Origin of the sequence: Saccharothrix mutabilis subsp. mutabilis (assembly GCF_039521145.1) — a bacterium.
In the GTDB taxonomy this organism is placed as follows: Bacteria; Actinomycetota; Actinomycetes; order Mycobacteriales; family Pseudonocardiaceae; genus Actinosynnema; species Actinosynnema mutabilis.
Genome location: NZ_BAAABU010000007.1, coordinates 218,820 through 238,480 on the forward strand (window position 1 = coordinate 218,820; position 19,661 = coordinate 238,480).

Annotated in this window: 17 protein-coding genes; 13 read left to right on the top strand and 4 right to left on the bottom strand. The window is 73.8% G+C overall.

Annotated elements, in window-relative coordinates; all coding sequences use genetic code 11:
• Window positions 1-19 precede the first annotated feature (19 nt).
• Genes metK through ABD126_RS18755 form a run of 3 tightly spaced genes read left to right on the top strand, consistent with a single transcriptional unit; the run spans window position 20 to window position 4,592 of the window.
• The gene (gene metK, locus ABD126_RS18745; RefSeq protein ID WP_343935156.1) at window positions 20-1,222 is read left to right on the top strand and encodes a methionine adenosyltransferase; all 1,203 of its coding nucleotides are present in this window, start codon (window positions 20-22) and stop codon (window positions 1,220-1,222) included.
• Window positions 1,215-2,573, top strand: coding sequence for a hypothetical protein (locus ABD126_RS18750; RefSeq protein WP_343935157.1), 1,359 nt, complete (start codon window positions 1,215-1,217; stop codon window positions 2,571-2,573). The genes metK and ABD126_RS18750 overlap by 8 nt, the downstream gene beginning before the upstream one ends.
• Window positions 2,574-2,603: 30 nt before the next feature.
• Window positions 2,604-4,592, top strand: a complete 1,989-nt coding sequence (locus ABD126_RS18755; protein WP_343935158.1) for a phosphocholine-specific phospholipase C — start codon at window positions 2,604-2,606, stop codon at window positions 4,590-4,592.
• A 307-nt stretch (window positions 4,593-4,899) separates the two neighbouring features.
• Here the strand turns inward: ABD126_RS18755 and ABD126_RS18760 are convergent, their stop codons facing one another.
• Both ABD126_RS18760 and ABD126_RS18765 read right to left on the bottom strand, forming a co-directional pair.
• Window positions 4,900-6,891 (bottom strand): primosomal protein N', encoded by a 1,992-nt coding sequence (locus tag ABD126_RS18760; protein WP_343935159.1) that lies wholly within the window; start codon window positions 6,889-6,891, stop codon window positions 4,900-4,902.
• Between the two features lie 104 nt (window positions 6,892-6,995).
• Window positions 6,996-7,751 carry an MBL fold metallo-hydrolase gene (locus tag ABD126_RS18765; RefSeq protein ID WP_343935160.1) on the bottom strand — a complete coding sequence of 252 codons (756 nt, stop codon included), beginning with the start codon at window positions 7,749-7,751 and terminating at the stop codon, window positions 6,996-6,998.
• Between the two features lie 90 nt (window positions 7,752-7,841).
• Between ABD126_RS18765 and ABD126_RS18770 the strand changes: the two genes are divergently transcribed.
• Both ABD126_RS18770 and ggt read left to right on the top strand, forming a co-directional pair.
• Window positions 7,842-8,411 (top strand): CGNR zinc finger domain-containing protein, encoded by a 570-nt coding sequence (locus ABD126_RS18770; protein ID WP_343935161.1) that lies wholly within the window; start codon window positions 7,842-7,844, stop codon window positions 8,409-8,411.
• 228 nt (window positions 8,412-8,639) lie between these two features.
• Window positions 8,640-10,409 carry a gamma-glutamyltransferase gene (gene ggt / locus ABD126_RS18775; RefSeq protein WP_343935162.1) on the top strand — a complete coding sequence of 590 codons (1,770 nt, stop codon included), beginning with the start codon at window positions 8,640-8,642 and terminating at the stop codon, window positions 10,407-10,409.
• A 37-nt stretch (window positions 10,410-10,446) separates the two neighbouring features.
• On the opposite strand, the gene ABD126_RS38815 is transcribed toward ggt, so the two are convergent.
• Window positions 10,447-10,671: a hypothetical protein gene (locus ABD126_RS38815; protein ID WP_425542846.1), complete on the bottom strand. Its 225-nt coding sequence runs from the start codon at window positions 10,669-10,671 to the stop codon at window positions 10,447-10,449.
• A gap of 231 nt (window positions 10,672-10,902) precedes the next feature.
• On the opposite strand from ABD126_RS38815, the gene ABD126_RS18785 reads away from it, so the two are divergent.
• The 6 genes from ABD126_RS18785 (at window position 10,903) to ABD126_RS18810 (ending at window position 17,152) form a co-directional block, all read left to right on the top strand.
• The gene (locus tag ABD126_RS18785) at window positions 10,903-11,043 is read left to right on the top strand and encodes a hypothetical protein (protein WP_343935163.1); all 141 of its coding nucleotides are present in this window, start codon (window positions 10,903-10,905) and stop codon (window positions 11,041-11,043) included.
• A gap of 52 nt (window positions 11,044-11,095) precedes the next feature.
• Window positions 11,096-11,644 carry a peptide deformylase gene (gene def / locus ABD126_RS18790; RefSeq protein ID WP_343935164.1) on the top strand — a complete coding sequence of 183 codons (549 nt, stop codon included), beginning with the start codon at window positions 11,096-11,098 and terminating at the stop codon, window positions 11,642-11,644.
• A complete protein-coding gene (gene fmt, locus ABD126_RS18795; RefSeq protein ID WP_343935165.1) occupies window positions 11,644-12,567 on the top strand; it encodes a methionyl-tRNA formyltransferase in 924 nt (307 codons plus the stop codon). The genes def and fmt overlap by 1 nt, the downstream gene beginning before the upstream one ends.
• Window positions 12,564-13,991: an RsmB/NOP family class I SAM-dependent RNA methyltransferase gene (locus ABD126_RS18800; protein ID WP_343935166.1), complete on the top strand. Its 1,428-nt coding sequence runs from the start codon at window positions 12,564-12,566 to the stop codon at window positions 13,989-13,991. Before fmt ends, ABD126_RS18800 begins: the two co-directional genes overlap by 4 nt.
• 203 nt (window positions 13,992-14,194) lie before the next feature.
• A complete protein-coding gene (locus ABD126_RS18805; RefSeq protein ID WP_343935242.1) occupies window positions 14,195-14,668 on the top strand; it encodes a flavoprotein in 474 nt (157 codons plus the stop codon).
• Window positions 14,669-14,776: 108 nt separating this feature from the next.
• Complete coding sequence (locus ABD126_RS18810; protein WP_343935167.1) at window positions 14,777-17,152, top strand: helix-turn-helix transcriptional regulator; 2,376 nt, start codon at window positions 14,777-14,779, stop codon at window positions 17,150-17,152.
• 15 nt (window positions 17,153-17,167) lie between these two features.
• Here the strand turns inward: ABD126_RS18810 and ABD126_RS18815 are convergent, their stop codons facing one another.
• A complete protein-coding gene (locus ABD126_RS18815; protein WP_343935168.1) occupies window positions 17,168-17,803 on the bottom strand; it encodes an SDR family NAD(P)-dependent oxidoreductase in 636 nt (211 codons plus the stop codon).
• A gap of 195 nt (window positions 17,804-17,998) precedes the next feature.
• Here ABD126_RS18815 and rpe point away from each other — a divergent pair, with 195 nt between their 5' ends.
• Together rpe and ribD are read left to right on the top strand one after the other, a co-directional pair.
• Complete coding sequence (gene rpe / locus ABD126_RS18820; RefSeq protein ID WP_343935244.1) at window positions 17,999-18,649, top strand: ribulose-phosphate 3-epimerase; 651 nt, start codon at window positions 17,999-18,001, stop codon at window positions 18,647-18,649.
• Between the two features lie 23 nt (window positions 18,650-18,672).
• Window positions 18,673-19,650: a bifunctional diaminohydroxyphosphoribosylaminopyrimidine deaminase/5-amino-6-(5-phosphoribosylamino)uracil reductase RibD gene (gene ribD / locus ABD126_RS18825; RefSeq protein ID WP_343935245.1), complete on the top strand. Its 978-nt coding sequence runs from the start codon at window positions 18,673-18,675 to the stop codon at window positions 19,648-19,650.
• Window positions 19,651-19,661: the final 11 nt, after the last annotated feature.

Below are 19,661 nucleotides of genomic sequence, written 5' to 3' on the forward strand. Positions count from 1 at the left end.
ATGCCAGATAGGGAGTGCCGTGAGCCAGCACAGCAGCAGGCTGTTCACCAGTGAGTCGGTGACCGAGGGGCACCCGGACAAGATCTGCGACGCGATCAGCGACTCGATCCTGGACGCGTTGCTGGCGAAGGACCCCCGATCGCGCGTGGCGGTGGAGACCCTGATCACCACGGGCCAGGTGCACGTGGCCGGTGAGGTCACCACGGAGACCTACGCGGACATCCCGTCGATCGTGCGGGAGAAGATCCTGGAGATCGGCTACGACTCGTCGGCCAAGGGCTTCGACGGCCGCTCGTGCGGCGTGAACGTGGCCATCGGCTCGCAGTCCCCCGACATCGCGCAGGGCGTGGACACCGCCTACGAGGAGCGCGTCGAGGGCGCCGGCGACGAGATCGACAAGCAGGGCGCGGGCGACCAGGGCCTGATGTTCGGCTACGCGTGCACCGACACGCCGGAGCTGATGCCGCTGCCGATCGCGCTGGCGCACCGCCTGTCGCGGCGGCTGACCGCGGTGCGCAAGGACGGGACGATCCCGTACCTGCGCCCGGACGGCAAGACGCAGGTCACCATCGAGTACGCGGGTGACCAGCCGGTGCGCCTGGACACCGTCGTGGTGTCCACGCAGCACGCCGACGGCATCGACCTGGAGAAGCTGCTGGGCGTGGACGTGCGCGAGCACGTGGTCGCGCCGGAGATCGCCGAGCTGGGCCTGGACACCGCCAACGTCCGCCTGCTGGTGAACCCGACCGGCCGCTTCGTCATCGGCGGCCCGATGGGCGACGCCGGCCTGACCGGCCGCAAGATCATCGTGGACACCTACGGCGGCATGGCCCGCCACGGTGGCGGCGCGTTCTCCGGCAAGGACCCGTCGAAGGTGGACCGCTCCGCCGCGTACGCGATGCGCTGGGTGGCCAAGAACGCGGTCGCCGCGGGCCTGGCGACCCGCATCGAGGTGCAGGTGGCGTACGCGATCGGCAAGGCCGCGCCGGTGGGCCTGTTCGTGGAGACCTTCGGCACCGAGACCGTGGACCCGACCAAGATCCAGCAGGCGATCAGCGAGGTCTTCGACCTGCGCCCGGCCGCGATCATCCGCGACCTGGACCTGCTGCGCCCGATCTACGCGCCCACCGCCGCGTACGGCCACTTCGGCCGCACCGACGTCGAGCTGCCGTGGGAGAGCACCGACCGCGCCGACGCCCTGCGCGCGGCAGCGGGTGCGTGACCGTTTAGCGGACCGGCTGGTCCGCGGCGAGTCCGTGGACCTGACCGACCAGGAAGTACCCGCGTCGCTGATCCGGGACCTGTTGACCGACGACCTCGATCAACGCGGTCTCCGGATCAGCGGCGCGCGCGTCTCCGGGCAGCTGGACCTGTCCGACGTGCGCGTGTCCCGCCCGCTGGTGCTGCGCGACTGCGTCGCGTCCGAGCCGGTCCTGCTCGACCGCGCCCGGTTCGCCTCGGTGGACCTCAGCGGCCTGGTCGCGCCCGCCGTGTCCGCGCCCTGGCTCAAGCTCGACCACTACCTCCTGCTCCAGAACGCCCGCCTGACCTGCGAGGACGGCTGGGCGCTCGACCTGGGCGAGGCGGAGGTCGGGGCGCACGTCAGCCTGCGCGGCTCGTCGTTCAAGGGCGTCGGGTACGCGGTGCACGCCACCAAGCTGCGCACCGGCAGCCAGGTGTTCCTCACCGACGTCCGCGCCGAGGGCACGGTCCGCTTCGACGGCGCCCGCATCGGCGGCAGCCTGCGCTGCCACGGCGCACGGCTGTCCTCGACGGGGTCGGCGCTGCTCGGCGTGGACATGCAGGTGGACGAGAACCTGTTCCTGGGCGAGGGGTTCGAGGCCGTCACCACGTCCGACCGGTACGCGGCGGTGCGCATCCGAGGGGCCCGGCTGGGCGGCCAGCTCGTGCTGCGCGGGTGCTCGCTGCGCGGCGCGCTCGCGCTGGACGTGAAGCAGGTCCGGGCGGGCATGGAGATCCTGTTCAACCCGTCCCTGGTGCACGGCGCGGTGGAGCTGGACGGCCTCACCTACGCCGGCGTGCCGCGTGACGCGACCGTGGACGAGTGGCTGACCCTGCTGGCGGCGCGCACCCCCTGGTACGCCAGCCAGCCCTACAACCAGTTGGCCGCCGCCCACCAGGCCGCCGGCAATGAACGGGACGTGCGCCGCATCCGCGTGGCGCAACAGCGCGACCTGGTCCGCCGGGGCCGCCTGTCCCGCTGGGGCCGCCTGTGGCACCGGGTGACCGGCGCGACCGTCGGCTACGGCTACCGCCCGGCGATGGCCCTGGTCTGGCTCCTGGGCACGCTGCTGACCGCGGTGCTCCTGGTGGCGGGCGTGGCCGGGCCGTCCGGGCTCGTGCGCTCCTGCTCGACGGTCGACCAGATCGGCCACGCCCTCAACGCCGTCACCCCGCTGGCCAAGCCGGAGGGCGTGAAGTGCCAGATCCCCACGACGACCGGCCTGGGCACGTTCGTGGTGGTCTCGACGTGGGTGCTGCAACTGCTGGCTTGGGCCTTCGCCACGCTGTTCGTCGCGGGTTTCACCGGCTTGGTGCGCAAGAACCCCTGAGGTTCATCCACGGCCGATAGAACGTCGGTCATGTCGGTTTCGCGTCGCACCCTGCTCACCGCCGCCGGCCTGGGCGCCGCGGGTTCCCTGTTGCCGCCCTCGGTGTACGAGGCGTTGGCGCGGGAGCCCCGGCGCGGTGGCCTGTCGGCGATCAAGCACGTCGTCCTGCTCATGCAGGAGAACAGGTCCTTCGACCACTACTACGGAACGCTGCGCGGGGTGCGCGGGTTCTCCGACCGCAACGCCCTCGACGGCGTGTTCGACCAGTCCGGCGTGCTGCCGTTCTCGGTGCGCGAGGCGCGCGGGTCGAAGGACGTCCAGTACATCGGCGACCTCGACCACAGCTGGGACGGCGGCCACCGGGCGCTGCGCGGCGGCTGGCACGACAACTGGGTGCCCGCCAAGACGGCCGCGACGATGGCCCACTACGACCGGCTGGACCTGCCGTTCCACTACGAGCTGGCGGACACGTTCACGCTGTGCGACGCGTACTTCTGCTCGGTGCCGACGTCAACCAGCCCGAACCGGAACTACTGGGTGAGCGGCTACACGGGCTTCGAGGCGTCGGGCGCGCGGGCCGTCGGCAACTCCGCGTACGCCGAGGACACCCACCCCGGCTACCCGTGGACCACGTACCCCGAGCGGCTGACGGAGGCCGGGGTGTCGTGGAAGGTGTTCCAGGAGTGGGACAACTACCAGGACAACAACCTGGAGTTCTTCACCCGCTTCAAGGACATCGCCCGCAAGGCGCTGCGCGGCTCGTACAAGTCCCTGGACTCCTTCTACGCGGCGGTGTTCCGCTCGACCAACCCACTGGAGATACTGGCGCGCCTGGAGGAAGGCGTGGCGCTGCTGTCCCCTCCGGAACGCGCCCTCTACGACGCGGCCCTGCGCCGCGTCCGGCCGGGTTCGCTGGGCGCGGAGTTCCGCGCCGCGGTCGAGTCGGGCCGCCTCCCCGCGGTCTCCTACCTGGTCCCGTCCTCGGTGGACTCGGAGCACCCGGGCGCGTCCTCCCCGGCCGCCAGCGCCTCCATCACCTACCAGGTCCTGGACGCGCTCGCCTCGGTGCCGGACGTGTGGGACTCGACCGCGCTGTTCATCACCTACGACGAGAACGACGGCTACTTCGACCACGTGCCTCCGCCTCGCCCACCGCGCGCGGAGCGCGACGAGCACGTGGGCGACCGCCCGCTCGGCCTGGGCCCGCGCGTGCCGATGACGGTGGTGTCGCCGTGGACGGTCGGCGGGTACGTCTGCTCGGAGGTCTTCGACCACACGTCCAACACGCGGTTCCTGGAGCGGTGGTTGGGCGTGGCGGAACCGAACATCAGCGCGTGGCGCCGCCGTGTGGCCGGCGACCTGACCGGAGCGTTCGACTTCACCCGCCGCGGCACCCGCCCGGTGGTGGCGGCCCCCGGCCCGGTGCCCCCGGCCACCCCGCGCTGGCGCCCCACCCCGCCGGCCGACCAGCGGATGCCCGTGCAGGAACCCGGCACCCGCCCGGCCCGGCCGCTGCCGTACCAGCCGGACGTGGCGGGGCGGGTGGTGGACGGGGCGGTGCGGTTGTCGTTGCGGAACGCGGGGAAGTCGAGCGTGAACCTGGCGCTGTACCCGTACCGCGGCGAGTTCGAGTACCCGGTGCACTTCGACGTGGCGGGTTCGACGGAGTTCACCGTGCCGTTCACGGGGGAGTACAGCTTCACGGTGCTGGGCCCGAACGGTTTCCGCCGGGAGTTCGCCGGCGTGGCGGGGGAGTCGGTGGGGGTGGAGTCGTCGGTGAACGGCCACAGCCGGGTGCTGACGGTGACGTTGGCGAACGCGGGCGACCGCGAGGCGGTGTTCGAGGTGCGGGGCGACGGCCGGGACTTCCGCGTGGCGGTGCGCCCGGGCAAACGCCGAACCGTGCCCTGGCTGACCGCCTTCCGCCACGGCTGGTACGACCTGACCATCCGCACCACCACCTTCCACCGCCGCCTGGCCGGCCACGTGGAAAACGGTCGCGAAAGCCTCTCCGGCTGAGCGGCGGCGGCTGCGTGAGTCGGCCGGACGGCGGCGAGGCGCGCGGCGTCGAGGGGCCGGCGGCGGCGAGGGGCGCGGCGTCGGGCTCGCCGTCGGACGGCGGGGCCTCGGGGCCGGCGGCGGGGCGCGGCGGCGGGGGCGCGGCGGCGCGCACCGCCGGCTGCGGTTCCGGCGGGCAGCGCAGCGCTGCGGCGGCTGGCCTCGGCCGGGCGGCGGTGGTGAAGGTGCGGCGGCGGGCAAGGCGCACTTTGGGCGGCGTGGGCGGCCCGGCTTGTGAGCTGAGCGGCCCGGTGAGCGGCGGCGGGTGTCAGAGGACTTCGAGCGGGTCGAGTTTGATCCTGATCGGGGTCGGGTCCTTGCGGGCGCTGCGGGTGGCCTGGAGGGCGGCCAGGTGTTCGGACAGGGCCTTTCCGTGGGCCCGGGACACGCGGACCAGGGCGCGTTCGCGCTGGTCGTCGTCGGACAGCGGGACCGGGCCCAGGATTTCGCCGGTCGGCGGCAGGGGCAGGTCTTCCAGCGCCGTGGCCAGGGCGTCCGGCGGCCCGTCCAGCGTCGCCATGCGGACTGCCGGCGGGAAGCCCAGCTCGGTCCGGGCGGCCAACTCCTGGCTCGCGTGCCACACCGGGTCCCAGCGGACCAGGGCCTGGACCGGCGGCAGGCTGGAGTCGGCGACCACCACGACCTTGCCCGCCGGGCGCGCCAGGGCCGCCGCCGTCATCCACCGGCGGAGGGTCTCTTCCGTCGCCCGCAGGTCGGCGCGGCCGAGCAGGGCCCAGCCGTCGAGCAGCAGGACCGCGCCGTAGCCGCCCTCCGCCGTGGGTTCCGCGCCCGGCGTGGCCACGACCAGCGCACGGCCGCCCGGCACCGCCGCCAGCACCTCGTCACCGCCGGACGTGCGCACGGGGATGCCGCTGAACGCCCGCCCCAGCTCCTCGGCCGTCCGGCGCGCGCCGATCACCTGGCCGCGCAACCGCCGCGACCCGCACGCCGGGCACCGGAACGCCGCCTCCGTCGCCCCGCACCACCGGCAGTACGCGGGCTTCGGCACGCCGTCGTCCGTGCCGCCCGGCAACGCCAGCGGGCCCGCGCACCGGCGGCACCGCGCCGCCACCCTGCACTGCCCGCACGCCAGCGCCGGCACGTACCCCCGGCGCGGCACCTGGATCAGCACCGGCGCGTTCTCCGCGAACGCCGCCCGCGCCGCGTCGAACGCGATCGAGGGCAGCCGCGCACTGCGCGCGGCGGGATCCTTCACGTCCTGCCACGCGCTGTCGCCCACCGCCGCCACGCGCGGCGCGACCGCGCGCAGGGTCTCGCGCGCCGCGACCACCTCGTGCGCCCAGCCGCTGTCCACCAGCAACTGCGCCTCGGCGGTCCGCGCGAACCCGCCGACCAGCAGCGAAGCCCCGCTCAGGTGCGCCCGCTGGACCAGCACGTCCCGCACGTTCGGGTACGGCATGCGCGGCTCGGTGTGCAGGTCGTCGCCGTCGTCCCACACCACGGCCAGCCCGAGGTCGTGCACCGGCGCGAGGGCCGCTCCCCGCGTGCCCAGCACCAGCCGCACCGACCCGCGCCGCACGGCCAGCCACCGCCGGTACCGCTCGGCGGGCCCCAGGTCGGCCGACAGCGTGACCACCGCGTCGGGCCCGGCCAGCGCCGCGCACGCCGCGTGCAGCCGGGCGAGGTCGCGGTGGTCCGGCACTACCACCAGCGCACCCCGACCCGTGCTGACCACGGTCGTGGCCGCCTCGGCCAGGCGTGCGGGCCAGTCCTCGGCGGGCAGCGCCTGCCACACCGCCCGCGCCGTCCGGCCGGCCCGCAGGGCGTCCAGCAGGTTCGGCCCGAACGGGTACCGCGACCAGCCCTCGGCCGAGGGCGCCGCCGGAGCCGGCGCCGGCTCCGGGGACGGCTTGGCCTCGGTGCGGGCGTGCCGGGGTGGCACCGCCATCCGCAGCACGTCGGTCAACGTGCCCGCGTACCGGTCCGCCACCGCCCGCGCCAGGGCCGCCACCTCCGGGGACAGCACCGGCTCCGGTGAGATGACCCGGTCCAGGAACGTCAGCTTGCGGCCGTAGTCCGACTCCTCCACGCGTTCGAGGAGGTAACCGTCGACCAACTGGCCCGCGAACCGCACCCGCACCCGGCAACCGGGCACCGCGTCCGCGTCCTGTTCGGTCGAGACCTGGTAGTCGAACGGACGGTCCAGATGAGGCAGCGGAACGTCCACACAGATCCGGGCGACGGGCAGCGTCGACGCGGGTACGCGTTCCCCGCGACGAGCGCTCGCCTTGCCTGCCATGCGCTGAGGTCTACCAGAGTGCCTCCTCGTGGTCGTCGGGACGGTGGGCCGGGTTGTATGACGTCATGGACCTAGTTTCGAACATGTGTTCGAATAGTGCAAGATCACTTTCGGGTGAACGTCGGGTCGAGCACGTGGTCCAGATCGGCTGCTGAGAAGGCGCTGACCAGCGCGTCCCGCCCCTCGGTGAAGTGCCCCCAGCTGTCGAAGTGCACCGGAACCACCCGGCGCGCCCCCAGGATCCGCGCCGCCGTCGCGGCCTGCGCGCTGTCCAGTGTGAGCAACGCCCCGTCGAAGAGCACCGTCCGCGCGGCGCCGGCGAACAGCACGGCGGTGTCCACCGGCCCGAACCGCTCGGCGATCCGCTCGACGACGTCCAGCGAGGCGTTGTCCCCGCTGACGTACACCGTCGGCAGGTCGGCCGCGGTCAGCACGAACCCGATGACCTCGCCGGTGATCGGCTTGCACCCGTCGGGGCCGTGCTGGGCGGGTGTCGCCGTGACGGTCAGGGCGCCGCCGTCGGGTCGGGGCAGTTCGACGTGCTCCCAGGGCGCGAGCCCGCGCGCCGTCCCGCCGAGCCGCTGGGCGCCGCCGCGGGTGGTCAGGGTCAGCGGCACGTCGGCGAGGTACGCGCGACCGGCGCGGTCGAGGTTGTCGGGGTGCTCGTCGTGGGAGAGCAGGACGGCGTCGACCCGGCCCAGTTCCGCCGGGGTGGTGGCGGTCGGGGCGGTCTTGGTCAGGACGCGCGTGCCGCCCACGGAGTAGTCGCCGGGCGCGTCGAAGGTCGGGTCGGTGAGCAGGCGCAGGCCGCCGACCTCGATCAACGCGGTAGGACCGCCGAAGGTGCTCACGGTGGTCACGGGTTCCCCCTTGTCATGGATAAACGCGGTGTTTGCCGTGAGGAACCTAGCCGCGCCTCACGGGAAAACGCAAGCGTTACCATGAGGGCCATGGAGGTGGTCCCGGCCGCGGGCGCGGAGCAGTACCCGGCGCTCGACTTCGCGAACAGCGCGTTGGCGCTGCCCGGTGGGCAGTACCTGGACCTGTTGGGGGAGCCGGGGAGCGCGTCGCGGTGGTTGGCGGCGCACGACCTCGCGCCCGAGGACGCCGGGCTGCGGGAGATGTGCGCGGCGCAGTTGCGGGCGTTGCGGGAGCAGATCCGGGCGTTGCTGGCGGCGCGGGTCGACGGGATGCCGGCGCCGGCCGGTGCGCTGGTCGCCGTGAACGACGCCCTGACGCGGACGCCCACCGCGGCGCTGTTGCGCTGGGACCCGGTGCGCGGGCTGCATCGCGAGGCGACGCACCCGGTGACCCGGATCGTGGACCACGCCCTGGCGGTGCTGGCGGCGAACGCGGCGGACCTGTTGACCGGGGAGGACGCGGAGCGGTTGGCGGCGTGCGGATCGCCGCCGTGCAACCGGTACCTGCTGCGCACGCACGCCCGACGGCACTGGTGCTCGACCCGCTGCGGGGACCGCGCGCGGGCGGCTCGGGCCTACGCGCGCCGCAAGGGCGAGTGAGCGGCGGGCCGCGGTTCCGCGAGCCTGGGCAGCGGCCGCCGCGCCGCGGTTCCGCGAGCCTGGGCAGCGACCGCCGCGCCCGGTTCCGCGAGCCTGGGCAGCGGCCGCCGGCCCCCGATTCCATTCTCCCACCGGGGTACGACAATTCGGCGTTCCGGTGACAGTGCGGGCCGAAGGGCGCGTCGAGCGGGGGTTCTCCGGGGGAGCGGTTAGGAGTACAAGGGAACGATGCTCCGGTCGACCAGCACCCTCGCCGCCCTCGTCGTGGTGGCCGCCCTCGTCGTCCCGACCTCCACCGCCAACGCCACCGAAGCGCCCCGCGAACCCGAAGCCGTCGGCGCGGGCGGGGTCGTGGCCAGCGTCGACCCCGACGCCTCGCAGATCGGCATCGACGTGCTGCGCCGCGGTGGCAACGCCGTGGACGCCGCCGTCGCCACCGCCGCCGCCCTCGGCGTCACCGACCCGTTCTCCGCGGGCATCGGCGGCGGCGGGTTCCTCGTCTTCTACGACGCCCGGACGCGCAAGGTGTCCACGATCGACGGACGGGAGACCGCGCCCGCCGCCGCCACCGAGAACCTCTTCGTCGAGAACGGCAAGGCGATCCCGTTCGCCGAGGCGGTCACCAGCGGCCTGTCCGTCGGCGTCCCCGGCACGCCCCGCACGTGGCAGCGCGCCCTCCAGCGGTGGGGCACGATCTCGCTCGACAAGGCGCTCAAGCCCGCCGAGGACCTCGCCCGCCGCGGCTTCACCGTCGACGCCACCTTCCACCGCCAGGTCACCGAGAACGCCGCCCGGCTCGGCGACTTCACCTCCAGCGAGGCCCTGTTCCTGCCGGTCCCGGCGGTCGGCAGCACCTTCCGCAACCCCGACCTCGCCGACACCTACCGCGCGCTGCGCAAGGACGGCGTCTCCGCCTTCTACAAGGGCGGCGTCGGGCGGGACGTCGTCAAGGCCGTCAACCAACCGCCGGTCAAGCCCACGTCCACCCGGACCGTCCGCCCCGGCGCGATGACCATGACCGACCTGGGCAACTACAACGCCCCGCAACGCGAACCCAGCCACACCACCTACCGCGGCCTGGACGTCTTCGGCATGGCCCCGCCGTCCTCCGGTGGCACGACGGTCGGCGAGGCGCTGAACATCCTGGAGACCACCAAGCTCGCCGACGAGTCCCGCACCCAGTACCTGCACCGGTTCCTGGAGGCCAGCCGGCTGTCCTTCGCCGACCGCAACCGCTGGGTGGGTGACCCGAGCTTCTCCGACGTCCCGACCGGGGAACTGCTGTCCCAGGCCTACGCCGACAGCCGCGCGTGCCTGATCTCCGCGACCACCGCCATGCCCGGCGCGGTCGCGCCCGGGAACCCGCGCGACCCCGAGCCGTGCGGCACGGACGGCACCGAGGCGCCCACCCCGTACGAGGGCACCGACACCACGCACCTGACCGTCGCCGACCGCTGGGGCAACGTCGCCGCCTACACCCTCACCATCGAGCAGGAGGGCGGCAGCGGCATCGTCGTGCCCGGCCGCGGGTTCCTGCTCAACAACGAGTTGACCGACTTCTCCTTCACCCCGGTCACGCCGGGCGTCCCGGACCCGAACCTGCCCGGCCCGAACAAGCGCCCGCGCTCGTCGATGTCGCCGACGATCGTCCTCGACCACGGCAAGCCGGTCATGGCCCTCGGCTCACCCGGCGGCGCGAGCATCATCACCACCGTCCTGCAGGTCCTGACCCAGCGCCTGGATCGCGGCCTCACGCTGCGCCAGGCCATCGAGGCGCCCCGCGCGTCCCAGCGCAACGCCACCAACACCCAGGCCGAGGCCGCGTTCCTGGCCACCCAGGACGACGAGGCCCTGACCGCCCTGGGCCACCGGTTCGCCTCGACCGGCGAGATCGGCGCGGTGACCGCCGTCGAACGCCTGCCCGACGGCCGGTGGCGGGCCGCCGCCGAACCGACCCGCCGGGGTGGCGGCGCGGCACGCGTCGTCTGGCCCCGCTAGTCGACAAGGGGGCGGCCCCACACCGGGGCCGCCCCCGTCAGTGCAGGGGTTCGCTCCGCAGCACGGTCCGGTCCGCCGCGTACGCCGTGAGCCGCACACCCTTCAACACCTGCGGCTCCAGCGACGGCAGCGCGACGACCCCGGCGAACATCCGGTCCTTCGACTCGACCAACGTCGCCGACGTCAGGTCCTCGGCCAGCGACCACGACGCGGTCAGCCGGTGCGCGTGGTTCCACACCGCCTCGGCGTGGCGGTCGAACAACTAGGCGAACGCGGCCCGGTCACCGCGTCGCCACAGCTCGCCGTCGGTCTCGGCCAAGCGCGCCGCCCCCTGCGTCGTGGCACCCCTCATGCACCTAAGTAGCCGCACCGGTCACCGTTGTTGCAGTCGGCTCATCCCAGATGATGAGCCGCACGGGCTACTCCGAGCGGACGCGCGCTTACGGACCCGCGCGGCACCTTGGTGGTACCGACGAGACCAGGGGAGGCCGACATGACCACCATCACCATGACCACCACGCAGACCAAGACCCCCGCGGTCCCGCACGGCGTGCTGACCGCCACGCGTTTCCTGGGTCACTTCCTCGCCGCGCTGGTGGGTGTGATCCTCCTCGGCCGGGGCATGGAGCACTGACCCCTCGCGCGCTCTCCTAGACTGGCCGTCTGCCCCGTTGCGAGGAGAGTGCGTGACCGTCCAACCCATCCGGCTGTTCGGCGACCCGGTGCTGCGGACCCCCGCCGTCGAGGTCACCGACTTCGACGCGGAGCTGCGCAAACTGGTCAAGGACCTGTGGGACACCATGAGCGACGCCGGGGGCGCGGGGCTGGCGGCGCCGCAGCTCGGCGTGGGCCTGCGCGTGTTCACCTACCACTGCGACGGCTTCGCCGGGCACCTGGTGAACCCGACGTTCGACGTCGTCGGCGAGGAGTTCCAGGAGGGCCCCGAGGGCTGCCTGTCCATCCCGGGCATGTCCTGGGACTGCCGCCGGCACCTGCACGTGGTCGCGCGCGGCTGGAACATGCACGGCGAGCCGGTCGAGGTCGAGGGCTCGGACCTGCTCGCGCGGTGCGTCCAGCACGAGACCGACCACCTCGACGGCGTGCTGTTCCTCGACCGGCTCGACGAGCAGACCCGCAAGCAGGCCATGCGCGAGATCCGGCAGCAGTCCTGGTTCGACGGCGGGGTGCCGACGCTCAAGCAGTCGCCGCACCCGCTGTTCGGGGGTGGTGCGTGATGCGGCTGGTGTTCGCGGGCACGCCCGAGCCGGCGCTGCCGTCGTTGAAGGCGTTGCTGGAGTCGCGGCACGAGGTGGTGGCCGTGGTCACCCGCCCGGACGCGCCCGCCGGCCGCGGTCGGCGCGTCGAGCGCTCGCCGGTCGCGGCGCTGGCCGAGGAGCACGGCATCGAGGTGCTGACGCCGGCGAAGGCGTCGGACCCGGACTTCCAGGCGCGGCTGCGCGCGTTGGAACCGGACCTGTGCCCGGTCGTCGCCTACGGCGCGTTGCTGCCCGAGTCGGCGCTGGCGATCCCCGTCCACGGTTGGGTGAACCTGCACTTCTCGGTGCTGCCCGCGTGGCGCGGCGCGGCCCCGGTGCAGGCGGCGGTGCGGCACGGTGACGACATCACCGGGGCGACGACGTTCCGGATCGTCAAGGCGCTGGACGCCGGTCCGGTGTACGGGGTGGTGACCGAACGGGTGCGCGAGCGCGACACGGCGGGCGACCTGCTGGCGCGGCTCGCGGAGTCCGGGGCCCGGCTGCTGGTGTCCACTGTGGACGGCATCGAGGACGGCACGCTGCGCCCGGTCGAGCAGTCCGAGGAGGGCGTCAGCTACGCCCCCAAGGTCACCGTGGACGACGGCCGGCTGGACTTCGCCGCGCCCGCGGCGGCCCTGGACCGGGTGGCCCGCGCGGTGACGCCGGACCCGGGCGCGTGGGCGGAGTTCCGCGGCGAACGGCTCAAGCTGGGACCGGTCGTGCCGGTCGAGGAGGACGGCCTGGCGCCGGGTGAGCTGAAGGTGGAGCGCAAGCGCGTGCTGGTTGGCACGGGCACCACGCCCGTGGAGCTGACCGAGGTGCAGGCGCAGGGCAAGAAGCGGATGCCCGCCACGGACTGGGCGCGCGGCGTCCGCATCGAGGCGGGGGAACGGATCTCATGACACAGCGCTCGTCCCGACCTTCCCGACCGCGTGGCCCGCACCCGCCGCGCCGCCGCACCGGCCCGTCCCGCCCGCCGGTGGAGGACCCGGCGCGGCAGGCGGCGTTGGACACGTTGCGCGCCGTGCGGCAGCGTGACGCCTACGCGAACCTGGTGCTGCCGGGGCTGTTGCGTGAGCGGCGGATCACCGGTCGTGACGCGGCCCTGGCCACGGAACTGGCTTACGGGACCTCGCGGGCACTGGGGTTGCTGGACGCGGTGCTGACCGCGTGCTCGGACCGGCCGTTGTCCGAAGTGGACGGTTCGGTGCTGGACGCCCTGCGGTTGGGGGCTTATCAGTTGTTGCGCACGCGGATCCCGGCGCACGCGGCCGTCGCGTCCACTGTGGACCTGGTGCGGGCCGAGCTGGGGTCGGGGGCGGCCGGGTTCGCCAACGCGGTGCTGCGGCGGGTGACCGAGCAGGACGAGGCGGGCTGGGTCGAGGAGGTCGCGCCGGACGAGGACACCGACCCGGTCGGTTACCTGGCCATGGCCCATGCGCACCCCCGGTGGATCGCGCAAGCGTTCGCGGAAGCCCTGGGTAGTCGGGGTGAGCCGCTGCGGGAGGCCCTGGCGGCGGACGACGCACGGCCGCTGGTGCACCTGGCCGCGAGGCCGGGGGAGTGCAGCGCTGACGAGTTGGCGGCGATGACGGGTGGGGACGTCGCGCCGTATTCACCCTATGGGGTGCACTTGGAGGCCGGAGCGGGTGATCCCGGTGACCTGGACCCGGTGCGCGAGCGGTTGGCTTCGGTGCAGGACGAGGGCAGTCAGCTGTGCGCGCTGGCGTTGACCCGGGTGCCGCTGGAGGGGTCGGACGAGCGGTGGCTCGACCTGTGTGCCGGGCCGGGTGGCAAGGCGGTGCTGCTGGGGGCGCTGGCTTCGTTGTCGGGGGCTTCGCTGGACGCGGTGGAGAAGGCGCCGCACCGGGCGGAGTTGATCCGCAAGGCGGCGGGGGAGTTGCCGATCACCGTGCACGTGGGTGATGGGCGCGATTCCGGGTTGCCCGAGGGCGGGTTCGACCGGGTGTTGGTGGATGCGCCTTGCACCGGGTTGGGGGCGTTGCGGCGGCGGCCGGAGGCTCGGTGGCGGCGGCAGCCTTCCGATGTGGCGCCGTTGGCGCGGTTGCAGCGGGAGTTGTTGACGGCGGCGTTGGGGTTGGTGCGGCCGGGTGGGGTTGTGGCGTACGTGGTGTGTTCGCCGCACCTGTCGGAGTCGGTGGGGGTGGTGGCGGACGTGGCTCGGCGGACTGGGGCTGAGCGGTTGGACACGCGCGAGTACTTCCCCGGGGTGCCGGATTTGGGCAGTGGGCCGCATGTCCAGTTGTGGCCGCACATGCACGGGACGGACGCGATGTTCTGCTCCATGTTGCGTCGCCCGGCCTGATCGTTCACGTGTCGGATCGTCGGATTGTTGAACGATCCGACGATCGGCGTGTCTTGTGTGTTGGGTCGTGTGCGGCGGATTGGGTGGTGAGTGAGAGCGGGGGTTGTGGGATTGTTGAGCGATCCTTCGATTGACTTGTTGATCAGGGGGTATCGGTGAGTGGGCGGCCGGTGTTGGGGCTTGTCGCGTCGGCGGCCGGTGGTGTGGAGGGTTGGTTGCGGCCCGGGTTGGCCGAACCGCTCGCGCGCCAGGGGTGGCGGTTGGCCGTCACGCTCACCCCTACCGCAGCGCGGTGGCTGGAGGCGCAGTTCGCCGAACTCGGCGCATTGACCGATCTGCCGGTCCGGTGGACCTCCCGGCTGCCCGCGGAACCCAAACCGCACCCCGTCCCCGACGCCTTCGTGTTCGCCCCCGCCACCCTGAACTCCATCGCGAAACTCGCACTCGGCATCAGCGACAACCAAGCCCTCACCGTTCTCTGCGAAGCCCTCGGCCGCGGCACGCCCATGGTGGTTCTCGCCCAAGTTGGCCCAGACCAATCCCATCATCCCGCCTATTCCCGCCACCTGTCGGTCCTGCGGGACGCGGGTGTGAGCGTCGTCTCGGGCGGTCCTGGGGAAGTGCTGAAAGAACTGTCCGCCGTTGCGCCATTCGTCGCACCGGACAATAACTCGTGAATTGACAGCCAACCGAGACGCGTAGCAGGCTGGCCCGTGTCGAAATCGCACGGCCGGGATCGTGAATGGGCTTCGGTTCTCCGGTTCCTGTCCGCACCCGGTGGCCTGTTGGCAATCGACGGCCCGCCGTGCACCGGCAAGTCCCTCCTCCTGCGCGACGCGGTCGACGCCGCCCGCGCCCGCGGCTACACCGCCGTCCTCGTCCACCCCGGCGAACTGGACGACCTCCGGCCCGGCACGAACCCCCTGGTCGCCATCGACCACGCCCACGAGGACGCCGCCGCCGTCCTGGCCGCGCTCCCCGACCTGCGCGCCCGCGGCACCACCACGCTGCTCGCCCTCACCGGCGCCCACGCGGGCCCGGACCTGCGCCGCGTCCTGCCCGCCTACGGGGAGGTCCTCACCCTCGGCCCGGTCGGGGACGACGTCGTCGCCCAACTGCTCAAGGACGTCCTCGGCGCGGAACCCGAACCGGCGCTGCACACCCTGGTGTCCTCCGCGGGCGGCAACCCGCGGCTGGTCGTCGAGCTGATCACCGGCCTGCGCGAGGAGAACCGGCTCGACGTCCGCGACGGCGTCGCCCGCCTCACCGGCACCGGCCTCCCGCACCGCGTCGCCACGCTGGTGTGCGGTCAGGCCGACGCCCTGTCCACCGGGGCCGCGCAACTGCTGCGCGTCGCCGCCGTGCTGGGCCGGTCGTTCCTGCTTCAGGACGTCGCCACGATGATCGGCCGCCCCGCCGGCGCGCTGCTGCCCGCCGTGGACGAGGTGCTGGCCTCGGGACTGGTCGTGTCCGCGGGCGTCCGGCTGGAGTTCGCCTCCGAACTGGGCCTGCGGGCGGTCGTGCAGGCGATCCCGCCGTCCGTGCTGCACGCCCTGCGCCACGACGCCGACCTGCTGCGCGCCGACCTGCGCGAACTGCCGCCCGCGACCCCCGCCGAGCAGCGCGGCGCGGCGGCGGTGCACGACGTCCGGCAGCTCGCCGCCGGCGGCCGGCTCGGCGCGGCCATCGCCCTGGCCCGCGAGACCCTCGCCCGGCGCCTGCACGCCGGTCCCGCCGCCGAGCTGCACACCACCCTGGCGGGCATCCTGCTCGCCGACGGCCGCCCCGCCGACGCCGTCGCCGAGATGGAGCACGCGCTGTCGGTGACCACCGCGCCCGAACCGCTGCGCCGCCTCGCCGCCGCCGGCCGCCTGCTGTCGCTGTACTTCGCCACCGGCAAACGGGCGGGCCCGCACGCGCTGTCCGTGCTGACCGCACGGGACCGGGAGGCCAGCGACGCGGACGTCGTGATGGCCGCGTGCGTGCACTCGTGCCTGGAGTGGAACGCCGGCAACCTCACCGAGGGCATGTACTGGGGCCGCGAGTCGACCCGCTGGGAACTGGACCGGCCGACCGCGTGGTGGCAGTCGCACGCGTCGGTGGCGTTCGCGATGAAGCTGTCGTCGCTGGGCGAGTTCGCCGCCGCCGAGAAGCTGGTGCACGGCGACGGTCCGGACACCGACGAGGCCGTCACCGCCGGCGCGCCCGCCGCCCGCGTGATCGCCCGCGCGCGGGTGCTGGCCCAGGCGGGCAAGCTGGTGCAGGCGCAGGTCGCGGCGCACTCGGGGTTGTCGTTGGCGCACGACCGGGGGCTGCGGCTGCTGGTGCCGCTGGCGTCGGCGGTGCTGGCGGTGGTGGCGTTGCACCGGGGTGACGTGGCGGGGGCGGCCGAGCACGTGCGCCGGTACCGGGGTGGTCTCGCCGGTGGGGAGGCGGTGCTGCACTCCGGGCAGTACGACTGGGTGGAGCTGCTGGTCGCGGAGGCGCAGGGCGGTCCGCAGCGGGCGGCGGAGCTGGCGCGGGAGCGGTTGGCGGACCTGGACGGCGCGCGGCGGATGCTGATCGAGGAGCCCGGCGCGAGCGCGTGGCTGGTGCGGTTGGCGCTGGTGGTCGGGGACGGCCGGCTGGCCGGGGTCGTCGTGGGGGCGGCGGAGGAGTTGGCGGCCGGCAACCCGGGGTGCGCGGCGGTGTCGGTCGGGGCGGACCACGCGCGGGCGTTGCGGGACGGGGACGAGCGGTTGCTGCTGGCGGCGGCCGGGAAGCACCGGCACCCGTGGGCGCAGGCGTCGGCGTACGAGGACCTGGCGGTGCTGGCGGCGGAGTCCGGGCAGGAGCAGCGGGCGCGGGAGCACGCCGAGGCGGCGGTGCGGATCTTCGAGCGCATGGGTGCTTCCGGTGACGCGGCGCGGGTGCGGCGGCGGGCGGGCGTGGCCACGCCGGAGGACGAGGGCGGCGACGAGTGGGGGCGGCTGTCGTCGCCGGAGCGGGACATCGCGCGGCTGGTGGGGGCGGGGCTGACCAACCGGCAGGTGGCGCGGCAGCTCTTCCTGTCGCCGCACACGGTGAACTACCACCTGCGCGGGATCTTCCGGAAGCTCGGGATCTCGTCGCGGGTGGAGCTGGCGCGGCTCGCGGGCGAGCAGGAGCACGCCGAGCTGTAGTGCCCGGCGTCCGCGTCAGGCCGACTGGGCCGGGTGCCGGACGGTGTCGGCCAGCAGGAAGCCCACCTCGTCCACCACGCGCCGCGCGTCGTCCGGGGCCACGACCGCGCAGTGGACACCGCGCGCAGCGACCTCGGCGGCCAGGCACTCCGTGTACGCGATCGCCGCGGCCCGCGAGGCGGCGTAGGCGGCCACGCTCGTCCTGGGCACGGTGGCCGTGTGGGCGGCCACCACCACGATCGTGCCGCGGCGCCTGGCCACCATCCTGGTCGCCACCGCCCTCGACACGTGGAAGACGCCGTCCGCGTTCACGCCGAAGCTGTGCGCCCAGTCCTCGTCGCTGATCGACAGCGCCGGGCCCGGACGCAGGGCCGCCGCCACCGACACCACCGCGTCGATCGGGCCGAACTCGCGTTCCACCTGGTCCACCAGCGCGTCCACGGCCGCGCTCGACCGCACGTCGATCTGCCGGCCCGCGATGCGCACCCCCGCCCGCTGCAACCGCTCCACCAACTCCGCCAGCCGCGGCCCGTCGCCGTCGACCGCCGCCACCAGGACCCCCTGCCGGGCCAGCGACTCCACGACCTCCGTGCCCAACGGCGTGCAGGCGCCCGTCACCAGTGCGATCTTGTGGCTGAATTCGGCTTTCATCCCCAGTGCTCCCCAGTCGCGCTCCCCGCCCACGAACGTAATCCCGCGGACGGTGGCGAGGGAACTACCCGGGTGAGTAGTCGGTGATTTCCGGATCGGGGGGCGGAAAGCCCGCGGGCCGGAGTGAAATGCGACTCCCCGGTAGGTCCGGACATTGCGCAGAACCTAGACTCAGGCCCCGTGGTCCACCAGCCGATGATCGCCCCGAGCATCCTGTCCGCCGACTTCGCCCGCCTCGCCGAGGAGGCCGCGGCCGTCCACGGCGCGGACTGGCTGCACGTCGACGTCATGGACGCGCACTTCGTGCCCAACCTGACGCTCGGCCTGCCCGTGGTGAAGGCGCTGCTCAAGGCGACGGACATCCCGCTGGACTGCCACCTGATGATCGAGGACCCCGACCGCTGGGCCATCGGTTACGCCGAAGCCGGCGCCTACAACGTCACCGTGCACCTCGAAGCCGCCGCCGACCCGGTCCAGCTCGCCAAGAACCTGCGCGCGGCCGGCGCGAAAGCCGGGCTGTCCATCAAGCCGGGCACGCCGATCGAGTCCTGCACCGACGTCCTCAAGCATTACGACACGCTGTTGGTGATGTCGGTCGAGCCCGGTTTCGGCGGGCAGTCTTTCATGGCCGAGGTGCTGGACAAGGTGCGCACCGCGCGCCGGTTGGTCGACTCCGGGCACCTGAACCTGATCGTGGAGATCGACGGCGGCATCAACGAGGACACCATCGCCCAGGCCGCCGAAGCCGGCGTCGACTGCTTCGTCGCGGGCTCGGCCATCTACGACGCGAGCGACCCCGGCGCGGCCATGGCGAAGCTGCGGGCGCTGGCGGCCCGCTCGCGGTGACCACCCCGTCCCCGGCCGAGGCGATGGCGCTGGCCGTCGCGGCCAGCGCCCGGGTCCACGGCACCACCAGCCCCAACCCGCCGGTCGGCGCGGTCGTGCTGGACGCCTCCGGGCGGCTCGCGGGCGTCGGCGCGACGCAGCCGCCGGGCGGTCCGCACGCCGAGGTCGTCGCGCTGGCCGAGGCGGGGCACCGGGCACGCGGCGGCACCGCCGTGGTCACCCTCGAACCGTGCGCCCACCACGGCCGCACCCCGCCGTGCACGGACGCGCTGCTCGAAGCCGGTGTCGCCAGGGTCGTCTACGCCAACGCCGACCCGAACCCGAAGGCCGCCGGGGGAGCGGAGGTCCTGCGCGCCGCAGGCGTGGCCGTCGAGCACCTGCCCACCCACGTCGAGCCGCTGCGCGCGTGGCTGCACTACGCCCGCACCGGCCGCCCGCACGTCACGTGGAAGTACGCCGCCACCCTCGACGGCCGCACCGCCGCCGCCGACGGCACCAGCCGGTGGATCTCCTCCGAGCAGTCCCGCGCCGAGGTGCACGCCCTGCGCACGACCATCGACGCGATCATGGTCGGCACCGGCACCGTGCGCGCCGACGACCCGCGGCTTACCGCCCGGGGAACAGGCGTGACCCGGCAGCCGTTGCGGGTGGTCGTGGGCACCAGCGACCTGCCGCCGCACGCGCGCGTCCTCGACGAACAGGCCGAGACCCTGCACTTGCGCACCCATGACCCGGACGTGGTACTGGGTGAGCTGGCGAAGCGGAACGTGGTGGACGTCCTCCTGGAGGGCGGCCCTACGCTGGCGGGTGCGTTCGCGCGGGCGGGCCGGATCGACCGGGTGCTCGCCTACGTCGCGCCCAAGCTGCTCGGCGACGGGCCGGCCGCCCTGCGGGACGCGGGGGTGTCCACCGTCACCGACGCTGTGGGATTGGTCGTGGAGCAGGTCAGTATGTGCGGGCCGGACGTGCGGATCTCCGCAGTTCCGTCGCCGGCGCACTAGAGGAGGACACG